This is a genomic window from Allocellulophaga tsushimaensis (assembly GCF_055383085.1).
Genome location: NZ_AP039451.1, coordinates 4,099,498 through 4,117,677 on the forward strand (window position 1 = coordinate 4,099,498; position 18,180 = coordinate 4,117,677).

An 18,180-nucleotide genomic window follows, 5' to 3' on the forward strand; every position below is an offset into this window, starting at 1 on the left:
TTGGATGAATCTACAATTTTTATCAAAAATAAAGATAATACCTGATCTTTTTGGTAACTCTAGTTACCTAGTACATTTCTTATTTTTTTAGCATTTCAATTGTTGCTACTGTTCTAAAACCTACATGCTCTGAAGCAGAATCGACTGAAGAGCCCATTCTTGAAGAAACTCTATAACTTGCACAATAAGAGGAATTACATAAAAAAGAGCCTCCTTTCAACACCTTTTCTATAGCGTAGGGATTGTTAGGGTTATAAGTCTTTTTTGCTCCAATAGGGTTTTTAATAGTAGTATTTGCAATTTCATTATAATACCTAGCACTATACCAATCGCTGGTCCACTCCCATACATTACCGCCCATATCAAATAAACCATACGAGTTAGAAGGGTATGATTTTACTTTAGCTTGTTTTGCATAACCATCTATTTTAAGATTCGTCACAGGGAATTCACCTTCCCAAGAATTTACATGTTTATGCAATTCTGTAGCATCATCTCCCCACGCATATATTTTTTGTTTTAAATTACCACGAGCTGCTCTCTCCCATTCTGCTTCTGTTGGCAAACGCCTATTTGCCCATTTACAATAGGCCTGCGCATCTTCATACGATATTTGTACTACTGGATAATCATCCTTTCCATTTATAGAACTTTTAGGCCCATATGGGTGTTTCCAACTAGCGCCAATTTTCCATTCCCACCATTGCGAAAAATCATATAAATTAGGAACCGGTTTTTTTGCTTGTTTAAATACTAAAGCTCCAGGTTTTAAGATAGAATCATGTGGTTTTGGGGTTCCTTCTGGAAGTTGCTTTTTCATTTCTTCCCAATCAATAGGCCTTTCTGCTACAGTAACATAACCAGTTTTTTTTACAAACTTTGCAAACTGGGCATTTGTAACTTCAGTGATATCCATAAAAAAACCGTCTACAGCCACTTTATGGGCTGGTTTTTCGTGCTGCATTGCTTCTTTATCTTGTGAAACGGCTCCTTGTAAAAAAGTACCTCCTGGAATCCATACCATGTTATTAGGAACTACTAAATCTTTTGGTTTTTCTGTTATAACTGCAATTGTTTTTGTAGTTGAATCTGCTTCGCCTTTTTCAGTAGCATTATTAGGTTCTTTTTCCTTTGATGGTACATTTTCTTTGCATTGCATACCTACCAAAATAATTAGAAATATATTTAGAAACAGGAAAGTCTTTTTCATACTTATAATACTTTTAGCATAACAAAGTTAAGGATAGATTCAAGTTTTCTGTAATAAAATAGTTGATAATAAAACCTGTTTTTAGAATCTAATGGTAAATAGTTTTAAACATATTTATATCATAAGACAACTTATTTTTTTAATATCATAATTATATACATTATAAAATAGCTAAAAATCAATAATTAAATTAATTGAAAGATTTTTATTCAAAATTCCATTAATAGTTTAAAATATATTTATTTTTACCCCATACGATGAAAAAAGGTAAGAATTTTATTATCATGTTTTTTGTCACTTTGTTTTTAATACTCAAAGTGGGTGGATTGCATGCGCTTACCCATCATGATGATGACTCTTCTGTTCAGCATTGTGAAATTTGTGATATTTCAACAGCAGTTAATCTTATACCCATTTTAAAAACAGACCCTACTGTTTTACCTGAGGTTGAATATTTTTTCATAGAACAACAAATCACAGATAAAGCCCTTCTTGTTACTTTTAACAACAGGCACCTATCAAGCTACCTCTTTACTAGGCCACCACCACAACTCACATAGTCCATTTTGTATCTAGCACCATCCTTATTTTAATAGGATAGGTATACCCAATTCATTCATTTTTTCTCGATTTGATAGTTTCTGCATATTGTGGAATATTTCGAAATTTCGTATAAATTGGGTTTACCCATTACGCAAGCGTATAGCATACATAGGACTAAGTCCTTTTTACAGGACATCACTTCAATACATTTAATAACACCTCATTATTGTTCACAACGGTAAGCATAGGTGATTATACGATTTACGAATCATTTAAGTCATTAAACGTTATGTTGAAAGCAACAAACATAAGTAAGTCTTATCAAGGAAAGATGGCCTTAAAAGACGTTTCCTTTGAAGTTTCTAAAGGCGAAATATTTTGCCTTTTGGGTCAGAACGGCGCAGGAAAAACAACAACCATCAACATTTTTTTAGGTTTCATCTCTAAAGATGGTGGCCAAGCCTTTATAGCTGATAAAGAAATAGGCAAAGACAATACTAATAAACTTACTGCATATATTCCTGAAACGGTACAACTTTATGGTAACCTTAGTGGTGTAGAAAACCTAAATTTCTTTAGCCGTTTGGCAGGATTCAAATACACTACTTCAGCATTAGAAGATTTTCTAACAAAAACTGGCTTGCAATCTGATGCCCATCACAAAAGACTATCTACTTACTCTAAAGGAATGCGGCAGAAAGTAGGGATCGCAGTAGCACTTGCCAAAAATGCAGAAGTTATTTTTATGGATGAACCTACTTCTGGTTTAGATCCAAAAGCAACCGCAGAATTCACAAAAATCTGTAAAGAACTAGCACAAATGGGAAAAATAATTTTTATGGCCACCCATGATATTTTTAATGCCGTAGAGCTAGCTACAACAATAGGCATTATGAAAGAAGGCACCTTAATACAACAACTAAAAGCCAGTGAAATAAATGCTGGAGAATTAAATCAACTTTACTTAGAAACAATTTAAATCATGAAAAACTATATTATAATCATATTAACGCTAATTACAATACATACATCATTTGCTCAAATTTCAGTCACCGGAAAAATTGTTGCTATAGATCAAGAGCCTATACTAGGAGCAACCATTATGTATAAAAACCTAAACTCTGGTGTAACAAAAGGTACCGTTACACAAGAAAATGGAAGTTTTAGTTTTGAACTTACAGAAACAGGAGATTACCAAATTGATATCAGTTATATAGGGATGGGGTCTTTACAGTTACAAAAACAATTTGACCAAACTAAAACCTACGACTTAGGTACATTAGTGCTGAAAGAAAATGTAGAACAATTACAGTCCGTTGAAGTTACTGGTAGACTCCGAAAGGATTATAACAGCGATTATTCTTTCTCAGCCACTAAAATAGCAATCAAAAACAAAGAATTACCGCAAGCAGTAGCAACTGTAACTAAAGAGCTTATAGATGACCGTCTTGCATTTCAGTTGCCAGACGCTGTAAAAACAGTCAGTGGAGTATCGGCTACGGGTTTATACAATCATTATAACATAAGAGGTATAACGCAAGCCGATGATGGACAAATGCTGAATGGAATGCGTACAAGGCAATATTACTTTTTACAACCCATTACCTCTCATTTAGAGCGTGTAGAAGTAATTAAAGGACCGTCTTCGGTAACTTTTTCTAGTGCAGATCCTGGTGGAACGGTAAACATGGTCACTAAAAAGCCATTAACAGAAAAAAGAAGTGCAATAGGTTTTACTACAGGGAGTTTTGGAACGCTAAGAGCTACAGCAGATTTTACAGGACCATTGAATGATGCTGAAACCGTATTATATCGTTTTAATGCAGCATTCCAAGAAGCAGACTCTTTCCGGGATGTTGTCACTAACAATGCTATTTTAATTTCTCCATCTTTCAGTTATGTGCCTAATCCAAATACATCATTTAATGTTGAAATGATATACAATGATGCTGAAGGAAATTTAGACAGAGGGCAACCTATTTTTGGTGCTATTAACGGTAATTTTGATTTAAACAGTACTCCAATTACAAGAAATGTTGGTGCATCAAACGACCATTATAAAACTAAAGAGGTCATCTTTATGGCCAACTTTAATCAAAAATTCACTGACAATTTTGGTTTCAATGCCCAGTTTATGAAACAAACTTGGGATGAAGATTTGGCGGAACATAGAGTTGACGGTGCTGCAGTTGATATTGATGGTAACGTGATTCCTACATTGGCAAGGTTACGATACGATAGAAGGCAACAATTTTGGGAAACAGATAACTTCAGCGCTTATTTTAATTATGATATTAAAAAAGGGAATATTACCAATAAATTATTATTTGGATATGATGCCACACGATGGGAAAGACAAATAGGAGCAGGATTTCTACGTGCTAGAAGGTATTTAACGGTTAGTGGTGGACAGGCTAATTTTGACGCCAGTAATCCAGATAATTTTCAACAAATGGTTGTAGATGGTGTTACTTTACCCGTACCAGCTGTTCCGCATTTTAATTTAGAAGATCCTTTTAACGGCGCTAGAAATACAGATAATTACAACCTTGCTGAATTAACAATACCTGCAAATTTAAATACTTCAGGTGGTGTCTATATTCAAAATCAATTTAAAATCGGAAAATTTTCAGCTTTGGCAAACCTAAGATATGAGTGGTTTACAGATATATTTGATTATAAAGGGGATGAAGAAGAATTTAAGACTAGTTCTTTTGTTCCTAGGCTTGGTTTAACCTATGAGGTAACCAATACTGTTAGTGCTTATGCCACGTATCTAGAAGGATTTCAGCCACACACTAATACGGTATCCTTATCACCCACAGCAGAAGGATTCTTCTGGGCAGCTTCACCAGGCAGGTTTGACCCTTTAGAAAGTAGCTTAGTAGAACTAGGTGCTAAAGGAGAATTTTTAAATGGAAAAGTCTTTGCCAATCTCGCCATTTTTAATATTACACAAAAAAATATTTTACTAGGGGATACTTTTGATTTAGATAATTTAACCACAAGAGGTGAGCAAAGAAGTAGAGGTTTTGAAACTGATATTTCTGGTTATGTATTACCAAATTTACAATTAGTAGTGTCTTATTCTTATACAGATGCAATAATTGTAGAAGATACTGTAGAAGAATTTGTAGGAGCTCGGATTGGTGGAGCGCCCAAACATAATGCAAATTTATGGGGTAGATACGATTTTAATTCACACTCTAAATTAAGAGGAATTGGAATTGGTTTTGGAGCTCAATTTGTTGACGAGCGATTTACTTGGTACAATCCGGCATACGACACAGATAGAGTATTATTACCAGAATATACCGTGTTAGAAGCGGCTTTATATTACAAACCAAATAATACAAAGATGCAGTTGGCCTTAAAAGTAAATAACCTATTGAATGAAACGTATTGGTTAGGTGGTCTTAACCCATCTAGATTAGGTCCAGGTGCACCAAGAAATGCCTTGTTAAATGCCACTTTTAAATTTTAAGGATGAGAAAAAGAAATGTCTATTTGTTGGCAAGCCAGCTATGGAAAGATGCTTTTAGATCCAGAGTTATGCTTATAGCTTTGGGTCTCATGGCATTTTTATTACTTTTTTCTACCTACAGTGGTTGGGAAAATTATCATGACCAAAACAATACACGAGATGCAATGCAAGATGTAGTTCGGGAAAGTTGGGAAAGTAATCCTGATAAGCATCCGCATCGAATGTCACATTATGGCTCTTTTGCCTTTAGATTAAAACATGTGTTAAGTGTTTTTGATTTAGGTATGGAAAATTTTGTGGGCAATGCCGTATTCTTAGAAGCGCACAAACAGAATACGGTCAACTTTTCAGAAGCCAGCATGTCTACAGGTTTATTGCGTTTTGGAGAAGTAAGTTTAGCAATGTTACTAAAAGTTATTGTACCCCTTTTAATTTTTTACCTTGGCTTTGCAAGTATAGCAAGAGAGCGGGAAAATGGCACATTAAAACTTTTAATAGGTCAAGGCATTCGTAGAAAGGAAATTGTTTTTGGTAAGGTATTAGGATTATGGGGTTTATCTTTAATTTTTCTTTTTTCGGTATTTCTAATCGTATTATTTTTTGTGCTCATCGCATCTCATGATAGTAGTTATACCGATAGTTTATTAAGGTTTATTGTCTTATTTATTTCTTATGTATTATTTTTTGCCATTCTCTGTGCCATTACCATACTAGTATCTGCTTTTAGTAAAACAGCTAAAGGAGCTTTGGTAAAACTTTTAGGAATTTGGTTGCTGTTTGTCATTATTTTACCAAAATCATTACAAGCTATAGGGTACTATCGCTACCCTACACCCTCAAAGATAGAAATGGAAACTGCTGTAGAACACGATCTTATTCAGCAAGGGGATAGTCATGATCCAGACGACCCACATTTTAAGGCCTTAAAAGATTCTGTGCTTTTAGCAAATAATGTAGAAAAAGTAGCAGATCTTCCTTTTAACTACGGTGGGTTTGTTATGGCTAAAGGGGAAACGATGAGTACAGCAATTTATCTGAAACATCAAGAACACTTATACCAAGTATATACAAAACAAAATAATTTAGAGCGCAATTCTGCTTTTATAAATCCATATACTGCTATAAAAAACTTATCGATGGGGTTCTCAGGGACCAACTTTCAGTCGTATCTTCATTTTAAAGGTAAAGCCGAAGCGTATCGCTATAAATTAGCGCAACAAATGAATCAGCTACAGATGGATTTTATTCCCAATAAAGGAAAAGCTGGACCCAATAAAATCTCTAACAAATTTTGGAAAGAATTTCCGCCATTTGGATATCATTTTTTAGCTATTTCAAGCGTATTTCAAAACGAGTTAACTTCCATCTTAGCACTGTTATTATGGGGAGTATTAGCCGTTTTTGGTCTCTTAAAAATATCCACAAACTTAAAAGCCATTTAAATGTATCATTTATTATTTAAATCATTTTTTAGAAGCAAGATATTCTTGGTAAGCCTAGTTTTACTCGTAACAGTAGGAATAATAAGCATCTTAATTGGCAAACAATATTTGGTAAAACAAGAAAAAGCTATTATTGCTGCGCAAGAATTTCAAAAAGAAAGTATTGAAAAAAATAAAGAATATTATAATGATGATCTTGGCTTACTCTTATATTATTTACGATTTACATTCATAAAAAAACCAAACAATATCAGTGCGCTTTCTATTGGTCAGAGTGATGTGAATCCTTCATTACAAGCTGTTACGATTCGCGGCTTAGAAGGACAGAAATATGATACCGATTTTGAGAATCCGTCCTTATTAATGTCTGGAAATTTAGATTTAGGCTTTGTAATCATCTATCTATTTCCGTTGGTATTAATAGCTATGACTTTTAATTTATATGCTGAAGAAAAAGAATTAGGGACTTGGCAAATATTAGCTGCACAAACCTCTGGAAAAACAAGCTTTTTACTCAAAAAGCTATTGGTACGAATAGCTTTTGTTTTTATAATTCTACTATTTCTTATGTTCATGGCAAGTATACTACTCCAAATACCGATGGATGAGAACTTCTGGGCGATACTTCTGCAAGGCATTCTGTATGTATTATTCTGGAGTGCCTTGTGTTTATGGATCGTTTCCCTTTTAAAAAATTCTAGTTTTAATGCCGTAGTTTTAATTTCTATTTGGATGGTGCTTACTATTTTACTTCCGGCAATGGTTAATAATTATGTATTGAACCAATATCAAGTTCCAGAAGCTTTAGATGCTATGGTAGAACAACGAGATGGGTATCATAAAAAATGGGATTTAGAAAAAGATGCTACCATGACTGGATTTTACAAAGCCTACCCACAGTATAAAAAGTATACCGTTCCTGAAGATGAATTTAGTTGGATTTGGTATTATGGAATGCAACATATGGGAGATATTGCGGCAAAAGAAACAAGTAGGGAAATGAAAGAAAAAATATTGCTTCGTAATCATGTAAGTAACAACGTTGCACTATTTATCCCTACCATGCATGCCCAACTTAGCTTTAATAATTTAGCAGGTACAGATATGTTGAGTCATTTAAACTTTTTAGAAGCGCTTACCGAATTTCATAAGAATTTACGTTTAGGGTTTTACACTAAAATTTTTGACAATAATGCTGCTGATTCTATTGATTGGGCAAATCACCAAGCCAAATTTTATACTTTAAAACGTGATTTCTGTTGGTACCGTTTACTTTTACCAACTTTAATAATTGCATTCCTTATTGGAATATTTGGGATGTTAAACCTTAGAAAATTATAACATAAGTTATCTTATCAAAAAAATAGGTATTGCGCTTATTACATAAAAATTAGTATTTTTATATAAACAATACAGTATCAAAATGTTACACCTAATTTATACTGTATTCCTTATATTAAAATAAACAATTATGGAAAACATAAAAATACCTATTTGGTTTTGGGCGCTCGCTATTTTTTTTCTGTTATGGAATATGATGGGCGTTTTTTCTTTCATCTCTCATACTTTTATATCAGAAGAAAGTTTAGCTGCACTTCCAAAAAATGAAAGAGCACTTTATGGAGAATATCCTGCATGGACAACTGTTGTTTTTGCAATAGCCGTATTTTTTGGTTTATTTGGGGCTTTAGGCTTACTATTAAAAAAGAAATGGTCTAAACTAGCATTTATCATTTCATTATGTGCTATCATCCCACAAATGATTCACAATGTATTTTTTACAACATCTATGGAAGTTTATGGTACGGCACAGGCCGTTACAATGCCTTTATTAGTGGTGCTATTTGGTTTATTTTTAATATGGTTCTCCAATTATTCCATAAAAAAGAATTGGTTAAGATAAAGGTATCTAGCACAAGATTCCTCATAAAGTATATCTAAATTTATTTCATATAAATTGCAATTCATATGGATGTTAGCCAATCTCAAAAACTATTTGATTTTATATCTCATATAGTTCAACTCTCAGATAGTGATGTCTTAAAAATAAATTCAAAATTAACTATTGAAAGTTATCACAAAGGCGATTTTATTCTAAAGCAGAATCAAATATCAAAAACTTTAAAATTTGTTTTATCAGGTGTTTATAGAGTTTACCAACTAAAAGATGGTAAAGAAATTACCAGTTATTTTAATTATCAAGAAAGAAATCCATTAGTAGCATCATTTGCTAGTTTATTAACCCAAAAACCTAGCACAGAATTCATAGAATGTATCATACCAGGGGAAGTACTATCTATATCCTATTCAGACTGGCAAGAGCTATATAAAACTAGCTTAGAATTAAATATTTTTAGTCGCCTGATGGCTGAAAAAAATTACTTATTAGCTATAGAACGGATAGAATCTTTACAGTATCAAAATGCAACAGAACGTTACGAAATGTTTTTGAAGCTTTATCCCAAACTCTTAAATCAAATACCACATCATTATATTTCTTCTTATTTAGGTATTGCACCAGAATCACTAAGCCGTATTCGTAAGACTTTTACTTGATAATAGAGATTTAATTGCTCTTAGGCTTGCTTTAATATTTTTAAGCCTCCCCTACAAACAATTAGCTTACCAGGAGATTGTTTATTAAAAGGTAAATCTTAACATACATCAATGTTATGACTCCTCATTATTCAGAAATTTGAATTATGAAAGCCATAGACATTTATACTATTTGGAGTAGAACATTTAAAAAAGCGCTTTGTAGTGATCTAAAACATTGTTATTCAATTGTTACAGAACAGTATGCTAACCCCAGTAGACATTATCACAATTTAAAACATATTAAAGATTTAATTCAACAAATAGCTTTTTTGTCTATTTCAAATGATGACAAAGCCATCCTTATAAATGTTGCTTTATTTCATGATGTGATATATAAAGCAGGAAAAAAAGATAACGAACACAAAAGTGCTGTATTTGCTAATCATTGGTTAGAAAAATTAAACTTTGAAACCAGTAGATCACAATTAATTTGTGATATCATACGAGCTACAAAAACGCATCAATCTTCTAATTCCTTAACCAAAATATTTCTTGATATGGATCTTTCTGTATTAGGACAGACCAAAGAAATTTATCAAAAATATAAAAATCAAATAAGGGAAGAACATATACAAATTCCTAATTACTTATATAAAATTGGACGAAAACAATTTTTAAAGAAAATGCTTTCTAGAAAAGTAATTTTCAATACTTCTGAGTATTACGGGCTTTATGAAAACATAGCCCGAAAAAATCTACAGAGCGAATTAAATGAGTTAACAAAATAACCATAAAAATACCATTGTCAACGATTTGCCTACAATAGAAATTTTTCATTTTTACTACATTTTTATAAAGTTTTAATTACTTTATTTTAGTTTCAGTCATTTTATTTAAACTCTATTAATTTCAATATAGAATAATTACTATTATATTTAAATTTTTAAACAATATAGATTTATATTGATCGTTATACACTATAATTAAATGATAAAAATGAAAAAGCAAATAATAATAATTATAGTATTCTCTTTATGTATAAATAGTTTAATCATTGGTTGTAGTGAAAGTAATGATGACAGTAATTGTTCTGATTTAGAAGTAGCAACCGCAAATGCTGCAACTGATTATAACAATACTAATTCAGAAGAATTGTGTAATGCATACAAAACTGCATTAAATAATCAAATATCCTCTTGTGGTGATGAATTAGGTACATTACAATTATTAATAGATAGTCTAGGTGATTGTTCTAATACAATATTGCAAGGTTCAATTAACGTAAGAATAGGAACATTACCTACAAGTTTTGATAAAAATATAACTATTCAATCGAATGGCACTACTATAAGTATTAGAGCAGAAAATAATTTATCTGATGATTGGATTTCTTTTAATGTACAAGAAGGAGAAACAGGTGTCGATATTATCTCTGATTTCACAATACATATAATATCTAAAAACTATACTCCTACTTCAAATGTTGTAGGTACTTTTACTTCTTCAATAACAATTAATAATGCTAATAAAATTGAAGGAACGTTATCTGGACCTGTACAATCAATGGATAATGCTATTTTAAACTTAACTTCAGGGACTATAGATATTAATTTATAATTGTGCAGAAATATTTTTATGATATACACAATACTAAAAAGCCAATACAACTTAGGTTATATTGGCTTTTTTAATCATTCTATTTTAAAATTTATTTTCCTAAGTAAGCTAAAACTTGTTCGTATACTTTAGGACCAGTAAATCCAAATTTATCATCTAATACTTTGGCAGGGGCTGAGTATCCAAAATGGTCTAATCCAAATACTTTCCCTTCTGCTCCTACTAAAGCCTCTAAATTTACAGGTAATCCCGCGGTAAGTCCAAAAACTGGTTTTCCTGGTGCTATTACACTATCTTGATACGATTTAGGTTGTTGCCTAAACAATCCTTCTGAAATAACAGATGCAATATTTACTTTTAAGCCTTTTTTCTCTTCTAATAATGCCGCAGCTTCTACTAGCGTAGCTACTTCAGAACCATTTGCTAATAAAACCACATCTGGGTTAGCAACTTCTTTCACCAAATAGCCACCCTTTTTAGCCGCTAAGGCTTCGCTATATCTAGAGTCTCCTTGTGCAGGGATATCTTTAATACCTTGTCTAGAAAGTATTAAACCTGAGGGCACTTTATTATTCCGTAATGCCATTTCCCACGCAACAACAGTCTCCGCAGAATCTGCAGGCCTGTATGCTATAAAACTAGCATCACCACTATGGTTTTTTAATTTTTCTAATAAACGTATTTGCGCTTCTTGTTCTATAGGCTGGTGTGTAGGCCCATCTTCTCCTACTCTAAAGGCATCATGCGTCCATACATAATTTACTGGTAATTCTTGAATAGCACTTAATCGTATGGCTGGTTTCATATAATCAGAAAAAACAAAAAACGTAGCCACTACTGGGATAACACCTCCGTGCAATGCCATACCGTTTGCCATACAAGCCATTGTTAATTCTGCAACTCCAGACTGTAAGAAAGAACCACTAAAATCTCCTTTTTGTAAAGAAGTTGTTTTCTTTAAGAAGCCATCCGTTTTGTCACTATTCGATAAATCGGCAGAAGAAACAATCATATTTTCTACTTTCCCTGCTAAATACCCTAATACGGTAGAAGATGCAGCTCTAGTTGCTAAACCTTCTTTATTTTCTATAGATGAGAAATCTAATTCTGGTAATTCTCCTGATAAGAAACTATCTAATTTTGTTGCTAAAGCAGTATTAGCTGTTCTCCAGCTTGCTATTTCCGCTTTTTTAGCTTTAGCTTGCGCTACTTTTCTTTCTATAATTGTTTTATACTCACTAGCAACCTCATCATAAATAGCAAACTCATCTTCTAGATTTGCCCCTAGATTAAGTAGTGTTTTAGTATAATCGGCTCCAGTATCTCCTATAGGTTTACCATGTAATTCGGTATGCCCCTCGTACATAGAACCATCAGCCGCAACACAACCTTTACCCATAATGGTTTTACCAATAATTAAGGTAGGTTGTTCTGTTTCTGCATTAGCATCTTTTAATGCTTTTCTAATCTCTTCATGGTCATGACCATCTATAGTCACTACCTTCCATCCCCAAGCTTCATATTTTTTAGCAGTATCTTCAGAAGTTACCTCATCTGTTTTTGTAGATAATTGTACATCATTAGAATCGTAAAACATAATAAAATTGCTTAAACCTAAATGTCCTGCAATTCTACCAGCACCTTGAGATATTTCTTCTTGAACACCACCATCAGAAATAAAACCATATATCTTATGATTCATCCAATCTCCAAACCTAGCCTGTAAAAACTTAGCCGCAATTGCTGCTCCAACACCCATAGTATGCCCTTGACCTAATGGGCCAGAAGTATTTTCTATTCCTCTTTTTACATCAACTTCTGGATGCCCTGGTGTTACAGAACCCCATTGTCTAAAATTCTGAACATCAGCTTTAGAAAAATTACCTAATAAGTAATACTGTGCATACATTAAAGGCGATAAATGCCCTGCATCCATAAAAAAACGATCGCGGAATGGCCATTCCATATCAGAAGGGTCATAATTAAAAAACTCTGAATAGAGAATATGCATAAAGTCTCCTCCACCCATTGGTCCTCCTGGATGTCCAGAACTTGCTTTTTCTACCATTGCAATGGATAAAGCCCTAATATTGTCTGCTGCTGATTGATCTATTTTTTTGTTCATTTTACTTGTTTTCTGCTATTTAAACTATAAATAGTATTGTATTATTTATAGGGTTTAAAATATTAATTTTAATGCCCGCAAGATAATTACCTTTCTTGCTATCTGCAACCTATTTTTATGCTTTTGTTTACGCTTATGAAAAGATAACAAAATAAAAGAAAGCTGTTTGGAAATTCAAATTTTACGAAAACTACACTCCAAAACCATATCTACATACTTTTTTATACTATATTTAGTTATTGTAAATAGAAATAAGCAATCTAAAAACCTTAAACAAATACAAAATGAAAGCTTTCAGATTAATACCTATTTTATTTCTAGTTGTTTTTACAAGTTGTAAAGATGATGTTCCTACTGAAGAAGTAGCGCTAGACCCTGTGGTTTCTACCTTCTATTTTATTAGACATGCAGAAAAAGATAGAAGTGATCCTGAAAACCCAGACCCAGAACTAAATCAAGATGGATTAGGGCGTGCTATGCGATGGGAAAAGGTATTAACTAATATACCCATAAACGCTATATATAGTACTAACTATGAACGCACTAATATGACAGCTGCACCACTAGCCGTAAATAAAGATATTGTAGTAAGAGAATATGATCCTAGTACAGTAGATGTAGAAGCATTTAAAGCCAATCATGAAGGTGAAAATGTTTTAGTGGTGGGCCATAGCAATACTACTCCAGATTTTGTAAATAAAATGATTGGAGAAGAAAAATACCAACAAATGGACGATTATGATAATGGAAGTCTTTTTATTGTTCGTATTATTGATGGAGCAGTTACAGACATCCATTTGAATATGGACTAAATTAGTTTCTGGTTTCTGGTTTCTGGTTTCTGGTTTCTAAAATTTATATTTTTATAAACATATAAACTAGCGCGCAGCTCATAAACTCATAACTTTTTTCTTAAACATATAAACTAGCGTGCAGCGCATAAACTTATAAACCAGCAAGCGTATAAACTTTTATGAGGTTATTTAAGTTTTGAAACGTTTTTTACAATTAAAATTATTTCTATCCAACTTTACTCTTTTTATTCAAGTCAATAACGGAACTATCTATTCAAAAACAATTGGAGAGATTCTTGACATAAAAAGCAATAACTTTTTCCATACTTTTGCATCGTGATACAGAAGAAAATCAATATAAAAAATAAAAGAGCTCGTTTTGATTATGAGTTATTAGATACCTTAACTGCTGGTATTGTATTATCTGGAACAGAAATAAAATCAATACGACTTGGAAAAGCTTCTATTTCTGAAAGTTTTTGCGAGTTTAATGATGCAGATGAATTGTTTGTGATAAACATGCAAGTTGATGAATACTCACACGGTAATCTTTTTAATCACAAACCAAAAGCCGCACGTAAACTTCTTCTAAACCGTAGAGAATTAAAAAAATGGCGTAGAGAAGTACGTAATACAGGCCTTACTATTATTGCTTTAAACCTTTTCTTAAACGAAAAAGGGCTTGCTAAACTAAACATCGCTTTAGCTAAAGGTAAAAAGCTCTACGATAAGCGTGAAACGATAAAAGATAGAGATAATAAGAAAAGTCTTGATAGAATTAAGAAGAATTTTAATAGTTAAAGAAATAAATGCTAATTCTTATCCTCTAACATTGGCACAAAACGAAAAGAACCAAATTCTTTCTTTTCAAATTCCTTTTCAGATTTTCGTATAAACAGTGTCATAATTTGTTCGTCTACACCTACTGGTATTACCAATTTACCACCAACTTTTAATTGTGCCAATAAAGGCTTTGGGACTCTTGGAGCACCTGCAGTAACAATAATGCCATCAAAAGGTGCTTCTTCTGGTAAACCTTTATAGCCATCTCCAAAAATAGCTTTCTTAGGCCTATAGCCCATTTTAGAAAAGAACAACTGTGTTTTTTTAAATAATTCTCGTTGTCTTTCTATAGTATATACTTTAGCCTTTAAATGTAAAAGAACAGCTGTCTGGTAACCACTACCCGTTCCTATTTCTAAAATATTAGCATTAGGCTGTAAAGCCAAAAGTTGCGTTTGAAAAGCAACTGTATAGGGCTGAGAAATGGTTTGGTCTGCCCCTATTGGAAATGCTTTATCTTGGTAAGCATGCGCTTCAAAACTACTATCTAAAAATAAATGACGTGGAATTTTTTTTATAGCATCTAATACTTTAGCATCTGTAATACCTTTAGCCAAAAGTATTTTAGCTAATTTATTACGCATACCACTATGTTTAAGAGTATCTTTCAAAAGGGGTTTGGTTTTAATTTGGAATGTAAAGTTAGCTTCTAATCTATCAAATTACAAACTAGAAAGCTTAAAAGCTAAAGTCTATCCTAACAAACTTAAAAATTACACAAAATAAATGAGCTTTAAGCGATAAACTTTTAAAGTATGTTTATTTTTGAAAAAATATTTTTTTATGCTTAAAGTAGGAGTTTTAGGAGCTGGCCATTTAGGAAAAATACATTTACGATTGTTAAATCAGTCCGAAAAATATACCCTTGTAGGTTTTCATGACCCCGATGCCATACGAAGTAAAAAAGTTGCCGACGAATTTGGCTATACCTATTTTGACAATATCAATACCCTAATAGCTGCCGTAGATGTAATTGACATCGTTACGCCTACCCTTTCTCATTTTGATTGTGCTAAAAAAGCTATGGAAAAAGGAAAGCATATCTTTATAGAGAAACCTATTACCAATACCATAGAAGAGGCTGAAGAATTAATCCTTTTAGAAAAAAAATACAATGTAAAAGGTCAAGTTGGACATGTAGAACGTTTTAACCCAGCATTTATAGGAGTAAAGGATACCATTAAAAACCCAATGTTTATAGAAACACATCGGTTGGCAGAATTTAATCCCAGAGGAACAGACGTCCCTGTTGTTTTAGATTTAATGATCCATGATATTGATGCAATTTTAAGTGTTGTAGATGCCGATATAAAACAAATAAATGCAAGTGGTGTATCTGTAATTAGTAATTCACCAGATATTGCAAATGCAAGGATTGAGTTTACAAATGGATGCGTAGCCAACTTAACTGCTAGTAGAATTTCACTAAAAAACATGCGTAAATCTAGGTTTTTTCAGAAAGATGCCTATATCTCTGTAGATTTTCTGGAGAAAAAAGTAGAAGTCGTAAAAATGAAAGACGCCCCTGAAGTAGTAGGCGATTTTGATATGGTTTTACAAAATGCAGAAGGTGATAAGAAACAAATCTACTTTGAAAACCCTACTATAGAAAACAATAATGCCATTTTGGATGAGTTAGAAACATTTGCTGATGCCATAGCTAATGATACCGTTCCTATTGTAAGTTTAACACAAGGAACCAATGCATTACGTGTGGCACTACAAATTATAAAATGCTTTTAACTATTTATAAATTTTAAACTATTTAAAAGAATGAAAAATATTGCTGTTATAGGTGCAGGAACAATGGGGAATGGAATTGCTCATGTATTTGCACAAAATAAGTATAAAGTACATCTTATAGATATCTCCCAAGCCTCTTTAGATAAAGGTATAGCAACCATCACTAAAAATTTAGATAGAATGCTATCTAAAGAAAAAATAACTGAGGAAGAAAAAGCGATAACCCTACAAAATATTAGTACGTTCACTGTTTTAAGTGAAGGTGTAAAAGACACGCATTTGGTAGTTGAAGCCGCTACAGAAAATATTGATTTAAAACTTAAAATATTTACAGAATTAGATGCTATTTGTAGTGCTGATACCATACTAGCCTCCAATACATCTTCTATTTCTATCACTCAAATAGCAGCAGCTACTAAAAGAGCAGATAAAGTTATTGGGATGCATTTTATGAACCCAGTTCCTATTATGAAACTGGTTGAAATTATTAGAGGTTACAGTACCTCTGATGAGACTACAAAAACGATTATGGAATTATCTGAAAAATTGGGTAAAACGCCTACTGAGGTGAATGACTATCCTGGTTTTGTTGCTAACCGTATTTTAATGCCAATGCTAAACGAAGCTATAGAAACCTTATATAATGGTGTTGCTGGAGTTGTCGAAATAGATACAGTTATGAAATTAGGGATGGCACACCCTATGGGGCCATTGCAATTAGCAGATTTTATAGGTTTAGATGTATGCTTGTCTATTTTAAATGTAATGTACAATGGATTTAAAAACCCTAAATATGCGCCTTGCCCACTATTAGTAAATATGGTTATGGCAAATAAATTAGGCGTAAAATCTGGAGAAGGTTTTTATGATTATTCGGAATCTAGAAAAGCAGAAAAGGTTTCATCTCAATTTAAAATATAGTTTATGAGTCTATTCGCTTCACTGGTTTGTAAGTTTATGCTAATTTATACCCCTAATAACCGAACTTCGCTCATCACCTGATAACCTATTTTCATGTCTATTAAAGAAAATTTAGCAAACATAAAAGTAACTATCCCAGAACATGTAACACTTGTTGCGGTATCTAAAACAAAGCCTATTTCTGATTTACAAGAAGCTTATGATGCAGGTCAGCGCATCTTTGGGGAGAATAAAATTCAGGAAATGACCCAAAAATGGGAAACATTACCAAAAGACATACAATGGCATATGATTGGGCATGTACAGACCAATAAGGTAAAGTATATGGGTGGATATGTTTCTCTAGTGCATGGTGTTGACAGCTTTAAACTTCTAAAAGAGATTAACAAACAAGCCAAAAAGCATGAAAGAATTATAGACTGTTTGTTACAAATACATATTGCTGAAGAAACTACAAAATTTGGTTTAAATGCTGAAGAATTAAATACTTTAATACGCTCCGAAGAATTTAACCAACTAGAAAACATAAAAATAGTTGGACTCATGGGAATGGCTACTTTTACAGATGACGAACTTCAGATTCGAAAAGAATTTAAAAATTTAAAAAACCTTTTTGATCTCACCCAAAAAAAGATACCAGACTTACACACTTTATCTATGGGAATGAGTGGCGATTATAAAATAGCTATTGAAGAAGGAAGTACTATGGTACGCATTGGAAGCAGTATTTTTGGGAGTCGATAAAATTGGTAATCCTTATATTTGTGTTGAATACATATAAAATGAAAGTATATAGTAATACTTTTTTATTTAGATAAATAGAGATTTAAAAAATAGCATTTGTTTAATATGGTTCTTGTAATGTCTTAAAAATATTAAAATAATCATTATGAAAAGATTATTTAGATTATTCTAAAATA

17 protein-coding genes are annotated in these 18,180 nt (G+C 32.5%); 14 read left to right on the forward strand and 3 right to left on the reverse strand.

Annotation, left to right across the window (positions count from 1 at the left end; translation table 11 throughout):
* Window positions 1-79: 79 nt before the first annotated feature.
* Window positions 80-1,210, reverse strand: coding sequence for a formylglycine-generating enzyme family protein (locus tag ACZ451_RS17570; RefSeq protein ID WP_464214715.1), 1,131 nt, complete (start codon window positions 1,208-1,210; stop codon window positions 80-82).
* Between the two features lie 284 nt (window positions 1,211-1,494).
* Here ACZ451_RS17570 and ACZ451_RS17575 point away from each other — a divergent pair, with 284 nt between their 5' ends.
* The 9 genes from ACZ451_RS17575 (at window position 1,495) to ACZ451_RS17615 (ending at window position 10,834) form a co-directional block, all read left to right on the forward strand.
* Window positions 1,495-1,770: a hypothetical protein gene (locus ACZ451_RS17575; protein ID WP_464214716.1), complete on the forward strand. Its 276-nt coding sequence runs from the start codon at window positions 1,495-1,497 to the stop codon at window positions 1,768-1,770.
* Between the two features lie 272 nt (window positions 1,771-2,042).
* Entirely contained in the window at window positions 2,043-2,732 is a 690-nt protein-coding gene (locus ACZ451_RS17580; RefSeq protein ID WP_464214717.1) for an ABC transporter ATP-binding protein, read from the forward strand.
* 3 nt (window positions 2,733-2,735) lie between these two features.
* Entirely contained in the window at window positions 2,736-5,237 is a 2,502-nt protein-coding gene (locus tag ACZ451_RS17585) for a TonB-dependent siderophore receptor (RefSeq protein ID WP_464214718.1), read from the forward strand.
* A 2-nt stretch (window positions 5,238-5,239) separates the two neighbouring features.
* Entirely contained in the window at window positions 5,240-6,679 is a 1,440-nt protein-coding gene (locus ACZ451_RS17590) for an ABC transporter permease (RefSeq protein WP_464214719.1), read from the forward strand.
* Window positions 6,680-8,020 carry a DUF3526 domain-containing protein gene (locus ACZ451_RS17595; RefSeq protein WP_464214720.1) on the forward strand — a complete coding sequence of 447 codons (1,341 nt, stop codon included), beginning with the start codon at window positions 6,680-6,682 and terminating at the stop codon, window positions 8,018-8,020.
* A gap of 130 nt (window positions 8,021-8,150) precedes the next feature.
* Window positions 8,151-8,582 carry a hypothetical protein gene (locus ACZ451_RS17600; protein ID WP_464214721.1) on the forward strand — a complete coding sequence of 144 codons (432 nt, stop codon included), beginning with the start codon at window positions 8,151-8,153 and terminating at the stop codon, window positions 8,580-8,582.
* A 65-nt stretch (window positions 8,583-8,647) separates the two neighbouring features.
* Complete coding sequence (locus ACZ451_RS17605; RefSeq protein WP_464214722.1) at window positions 8,648-9,235, forward strand: Crp/Fnr family transcriptional regulator; 588 nt, start codon at window positions 8,648-8,650, stop codon at window positions 9,233-9,235.
* Between the two features lie 146 nt (window positions 9,236-9,381).
* On the forward strand, window positions 9,382-10,005 hold the full coding sequence (locus ACZ451_RS17610; protein ID WP_464214723.1) for an HD domain-containing protein: 624 nt from the start codon (window positions 9,382-9,384) through the stop codon (window positions 10,003-10,005).
* 208 nt (window positions 10,006-10,213) lie between these two features.
* Complete coding sequence (locus tag ACZ451_RS17615; RefSeq protein ID WP_464214724.1) at window positions 10,214-10,834, forward strand: hypothetical protein; 621 nt, start codon at window positions 10,214-10,216, stop codon at window positions 10,832-10,834.
* A 91-nt stretch (window positions 10,835-10,925) separates the two neighbouring features.
* On the opposite strand, the gene ACZ451_RS17620 is transcribed toward ACZ451_RS17615, so the two are convergent.
* A complete protein-coding gene (locus ACZ451_RS17620; protein WP_464214725.1) occupies window positions 10,926-12,959 on the reverse strand; it encodes a transketolase family protein in 2,034 nt (677 codons plus the stop codon).
* A 284-nt stretch (window positions 12,960-13,243) separates the two neighbouring features.
* Between ACZ451_RS17620 and ACZ451_RS17625 the strand changes: the two genes are divergently transcribed.
* Both ACZ451_RS17625 and smpB read left to right on the forward strand, forming a co-directional pair.
* Window positions 13,244-13,771: a SixA phosphatase family protein gene (locus tag ACZ451_RS17625; protein WP_464214726.1), complete on the forward strand. Its 528-nt coding sequence runs from the start codon at window positions 13,244-13,246 to the stop codon at window positions 13,769-13,771.
* Window positions 13,772-14,092: 321 nt separating this feature from the next.
* Entirely contained in the window at window positions 14,093-14,554 is a 462-nt protein-coding gene (smpB, locus tag ACZ451_RS17630) for an SsrA-binding protein SmpB (RefSeq protein WP_464216940.1), read from the forward strand.
* A gap of 11 nt (window positions 14,555-14,565) precedes the next feature.
* On the opposite strand, the gene ACZ451_RS17635 is transcribed toward smpB, so the two are convergent.
* A complete protein-coding gene (locus tag ACZ451_RS17635) occupies window positions 14,566-15,207 on the reverse strand; it encodes a protein-L-isoaspartate(D-aspartate) O-methyltransferase (RefSeq protein ID WP_464214727.1) in 642 nt (213 codons plus the stop codon).
* Window positions 15,208-15,379: 172 nt separating this feature from the next.
* On the opposite strand from ACZ451_RS17635, the gene ACZ451_RS17640 reads away from it, so the two are divergent.
* The 3 genes from ACZ451_RS17640 (at window position 15,380) to ACZ451_RS17650 (ending at window position 18,004) form a co-directional block, all read left to right on the forward strand.
* A complete protein-coding gene (locus tag ACZ451_RS17640; protein WP_464214728.1) occupies window positions 15,380-16,339 on the forward strand; it encodes a Gfo/Idh/MocA family protein in 960 nt (319 codons plus the stop codon).
* A 30-nt stretch (window positions 16,340-16,369) separates the two neighbouring features.
* Entirely contained in the window at window positions 16,370-17,260 is an 891-nt protein-coding gene (locus tag ACZ451_RS17645; RefSeq protein ID WP_464214729.1) for a 3-hydroxybutyryl-CoA dehydrogenase, read from the forward strand.
* Window positions 17,261-17,353: 93 nt separating this feature from the next.
* A complete protein-coding gene (locus tag ACZ451_RS17650) occupies window positions 17,354-18,004 on the forward strand; it encodes a YggS family pyridoxal phosphate-dependent enzyme (RefSeq protein WP_464214730.1) in 651 nt (216 codons plus the stop codon).
* Window positions 18,005-18,180 lie beyond the last annotated feature (176 nt).

Excerpts from the sequence above, each read along its gene's own strand:
- ACZ451_RS17570 (WP_464214715.1), bottom strand. The coding sequence starts at position 1,210 with ATGAAAAAGACTTTCCTGTTTCTAAATATATTTCTAATTATTTTGGTA.
- ACZ451_RS17575 (WP_464214716.1), top strand. The coding sequence starts at position 1,495 with ATGTTTTTTGTCACTTTGTTTTTAATACTCAAAGTGGGTGGATTGCAT.
- ACZ451_RS17580 (WP_464214717.1), top strand. The coding sequence starts at position 2,043 with ATGTTGAAAGCAACAAACATAAGTAAGTCTTATCAAGGAAAGATGGCC.
- ACZ451_RS17585 (WP_464214718.1), top strand. The coding sequence starts at position 2,736 with ATGAAAAACTATATTATAATCATATTAACGCTAATTACAATACATACA.
- ACZ451_RS17590 (WP_464214719.1), top strand. The coding sequence starts at position 5,240 with ATGAGAAAAAGAAATGTCTATTTGTTGGCAAGCCAGCTATGGAAAGAT.
- ACZ451_RS17595 (WP_464214720.1), top strand. The coding sequence starts at position 6,680 with ATGTATCATTTATTATTTAAATCATTTTTTAGAAGCAAGATATTCTTG.
- ACZ451_RS17600 (WP_464214721.1), top strand. The coding sequence starts at position 8,151 with ATGGAAAACATAAAAATACCTATTTGGTTTTGGGCGCTCGCTATTTTT.
- ACZ451_RS17605 (WP_464214722.1), top strand. The coding sequence starts at position 8,648 with ATGGATGTTAGCCAATCTCAAAAACTATTTGATTTTATATCTCATATA.
- ACZ451_RS17610 (WP_464214723.1), top strand. The coding sequence starts at position 9,382 with ATGAAAGCCATAGACATTTATACTATTTGGAGTAGAACATTTAAAAAA.
- ACZ451_RS17615 (WP_464214724.1), top strand. The coding sequence starts at position 10,214 with ATGAAAAAGCAAATAATAATAATTATAGTATTCTCTTTATGTATAAAT.
- ACZ451_RS17620 (WP_464214725.1), bottom strand. The coding sequence starts at position 12,959 with ATGAACAAAAAAATAGATCAATCAGCAGCAGACAATATTAGGGCTTTA.
- ACZ451_RS17625 (WP_464214726.1), top strand. The coding sequence starts at position 13,244 with ATGAAAGCTTTCAGATTAATACCTATTTTATTTCTAGTTGTTTTTACA.
- ACZ451_RS17640 (WP_464214728.1), top strand. The coding sequence starts at position 15,380 with ATGCTTAAAGTAGGAGTTTTAGGAGCTGGCCATTTAGGAAAAATACAT.
- ACZ451_RS17645 (WP_464214729.1), top strand. The coding sequence starts at position 16,370 with ATGAAAAATATTGCTGTTATAGGTGCAGGAACAATGGGGAATGGAATT.
- ACZ451_RS17650 (WP_464214730.1), top strand. The coding sequence starts at position 17,354 with ATGTCTATTAAAGAAAATTTAGCAAACATAAAAGTAACTATCCCAGAA.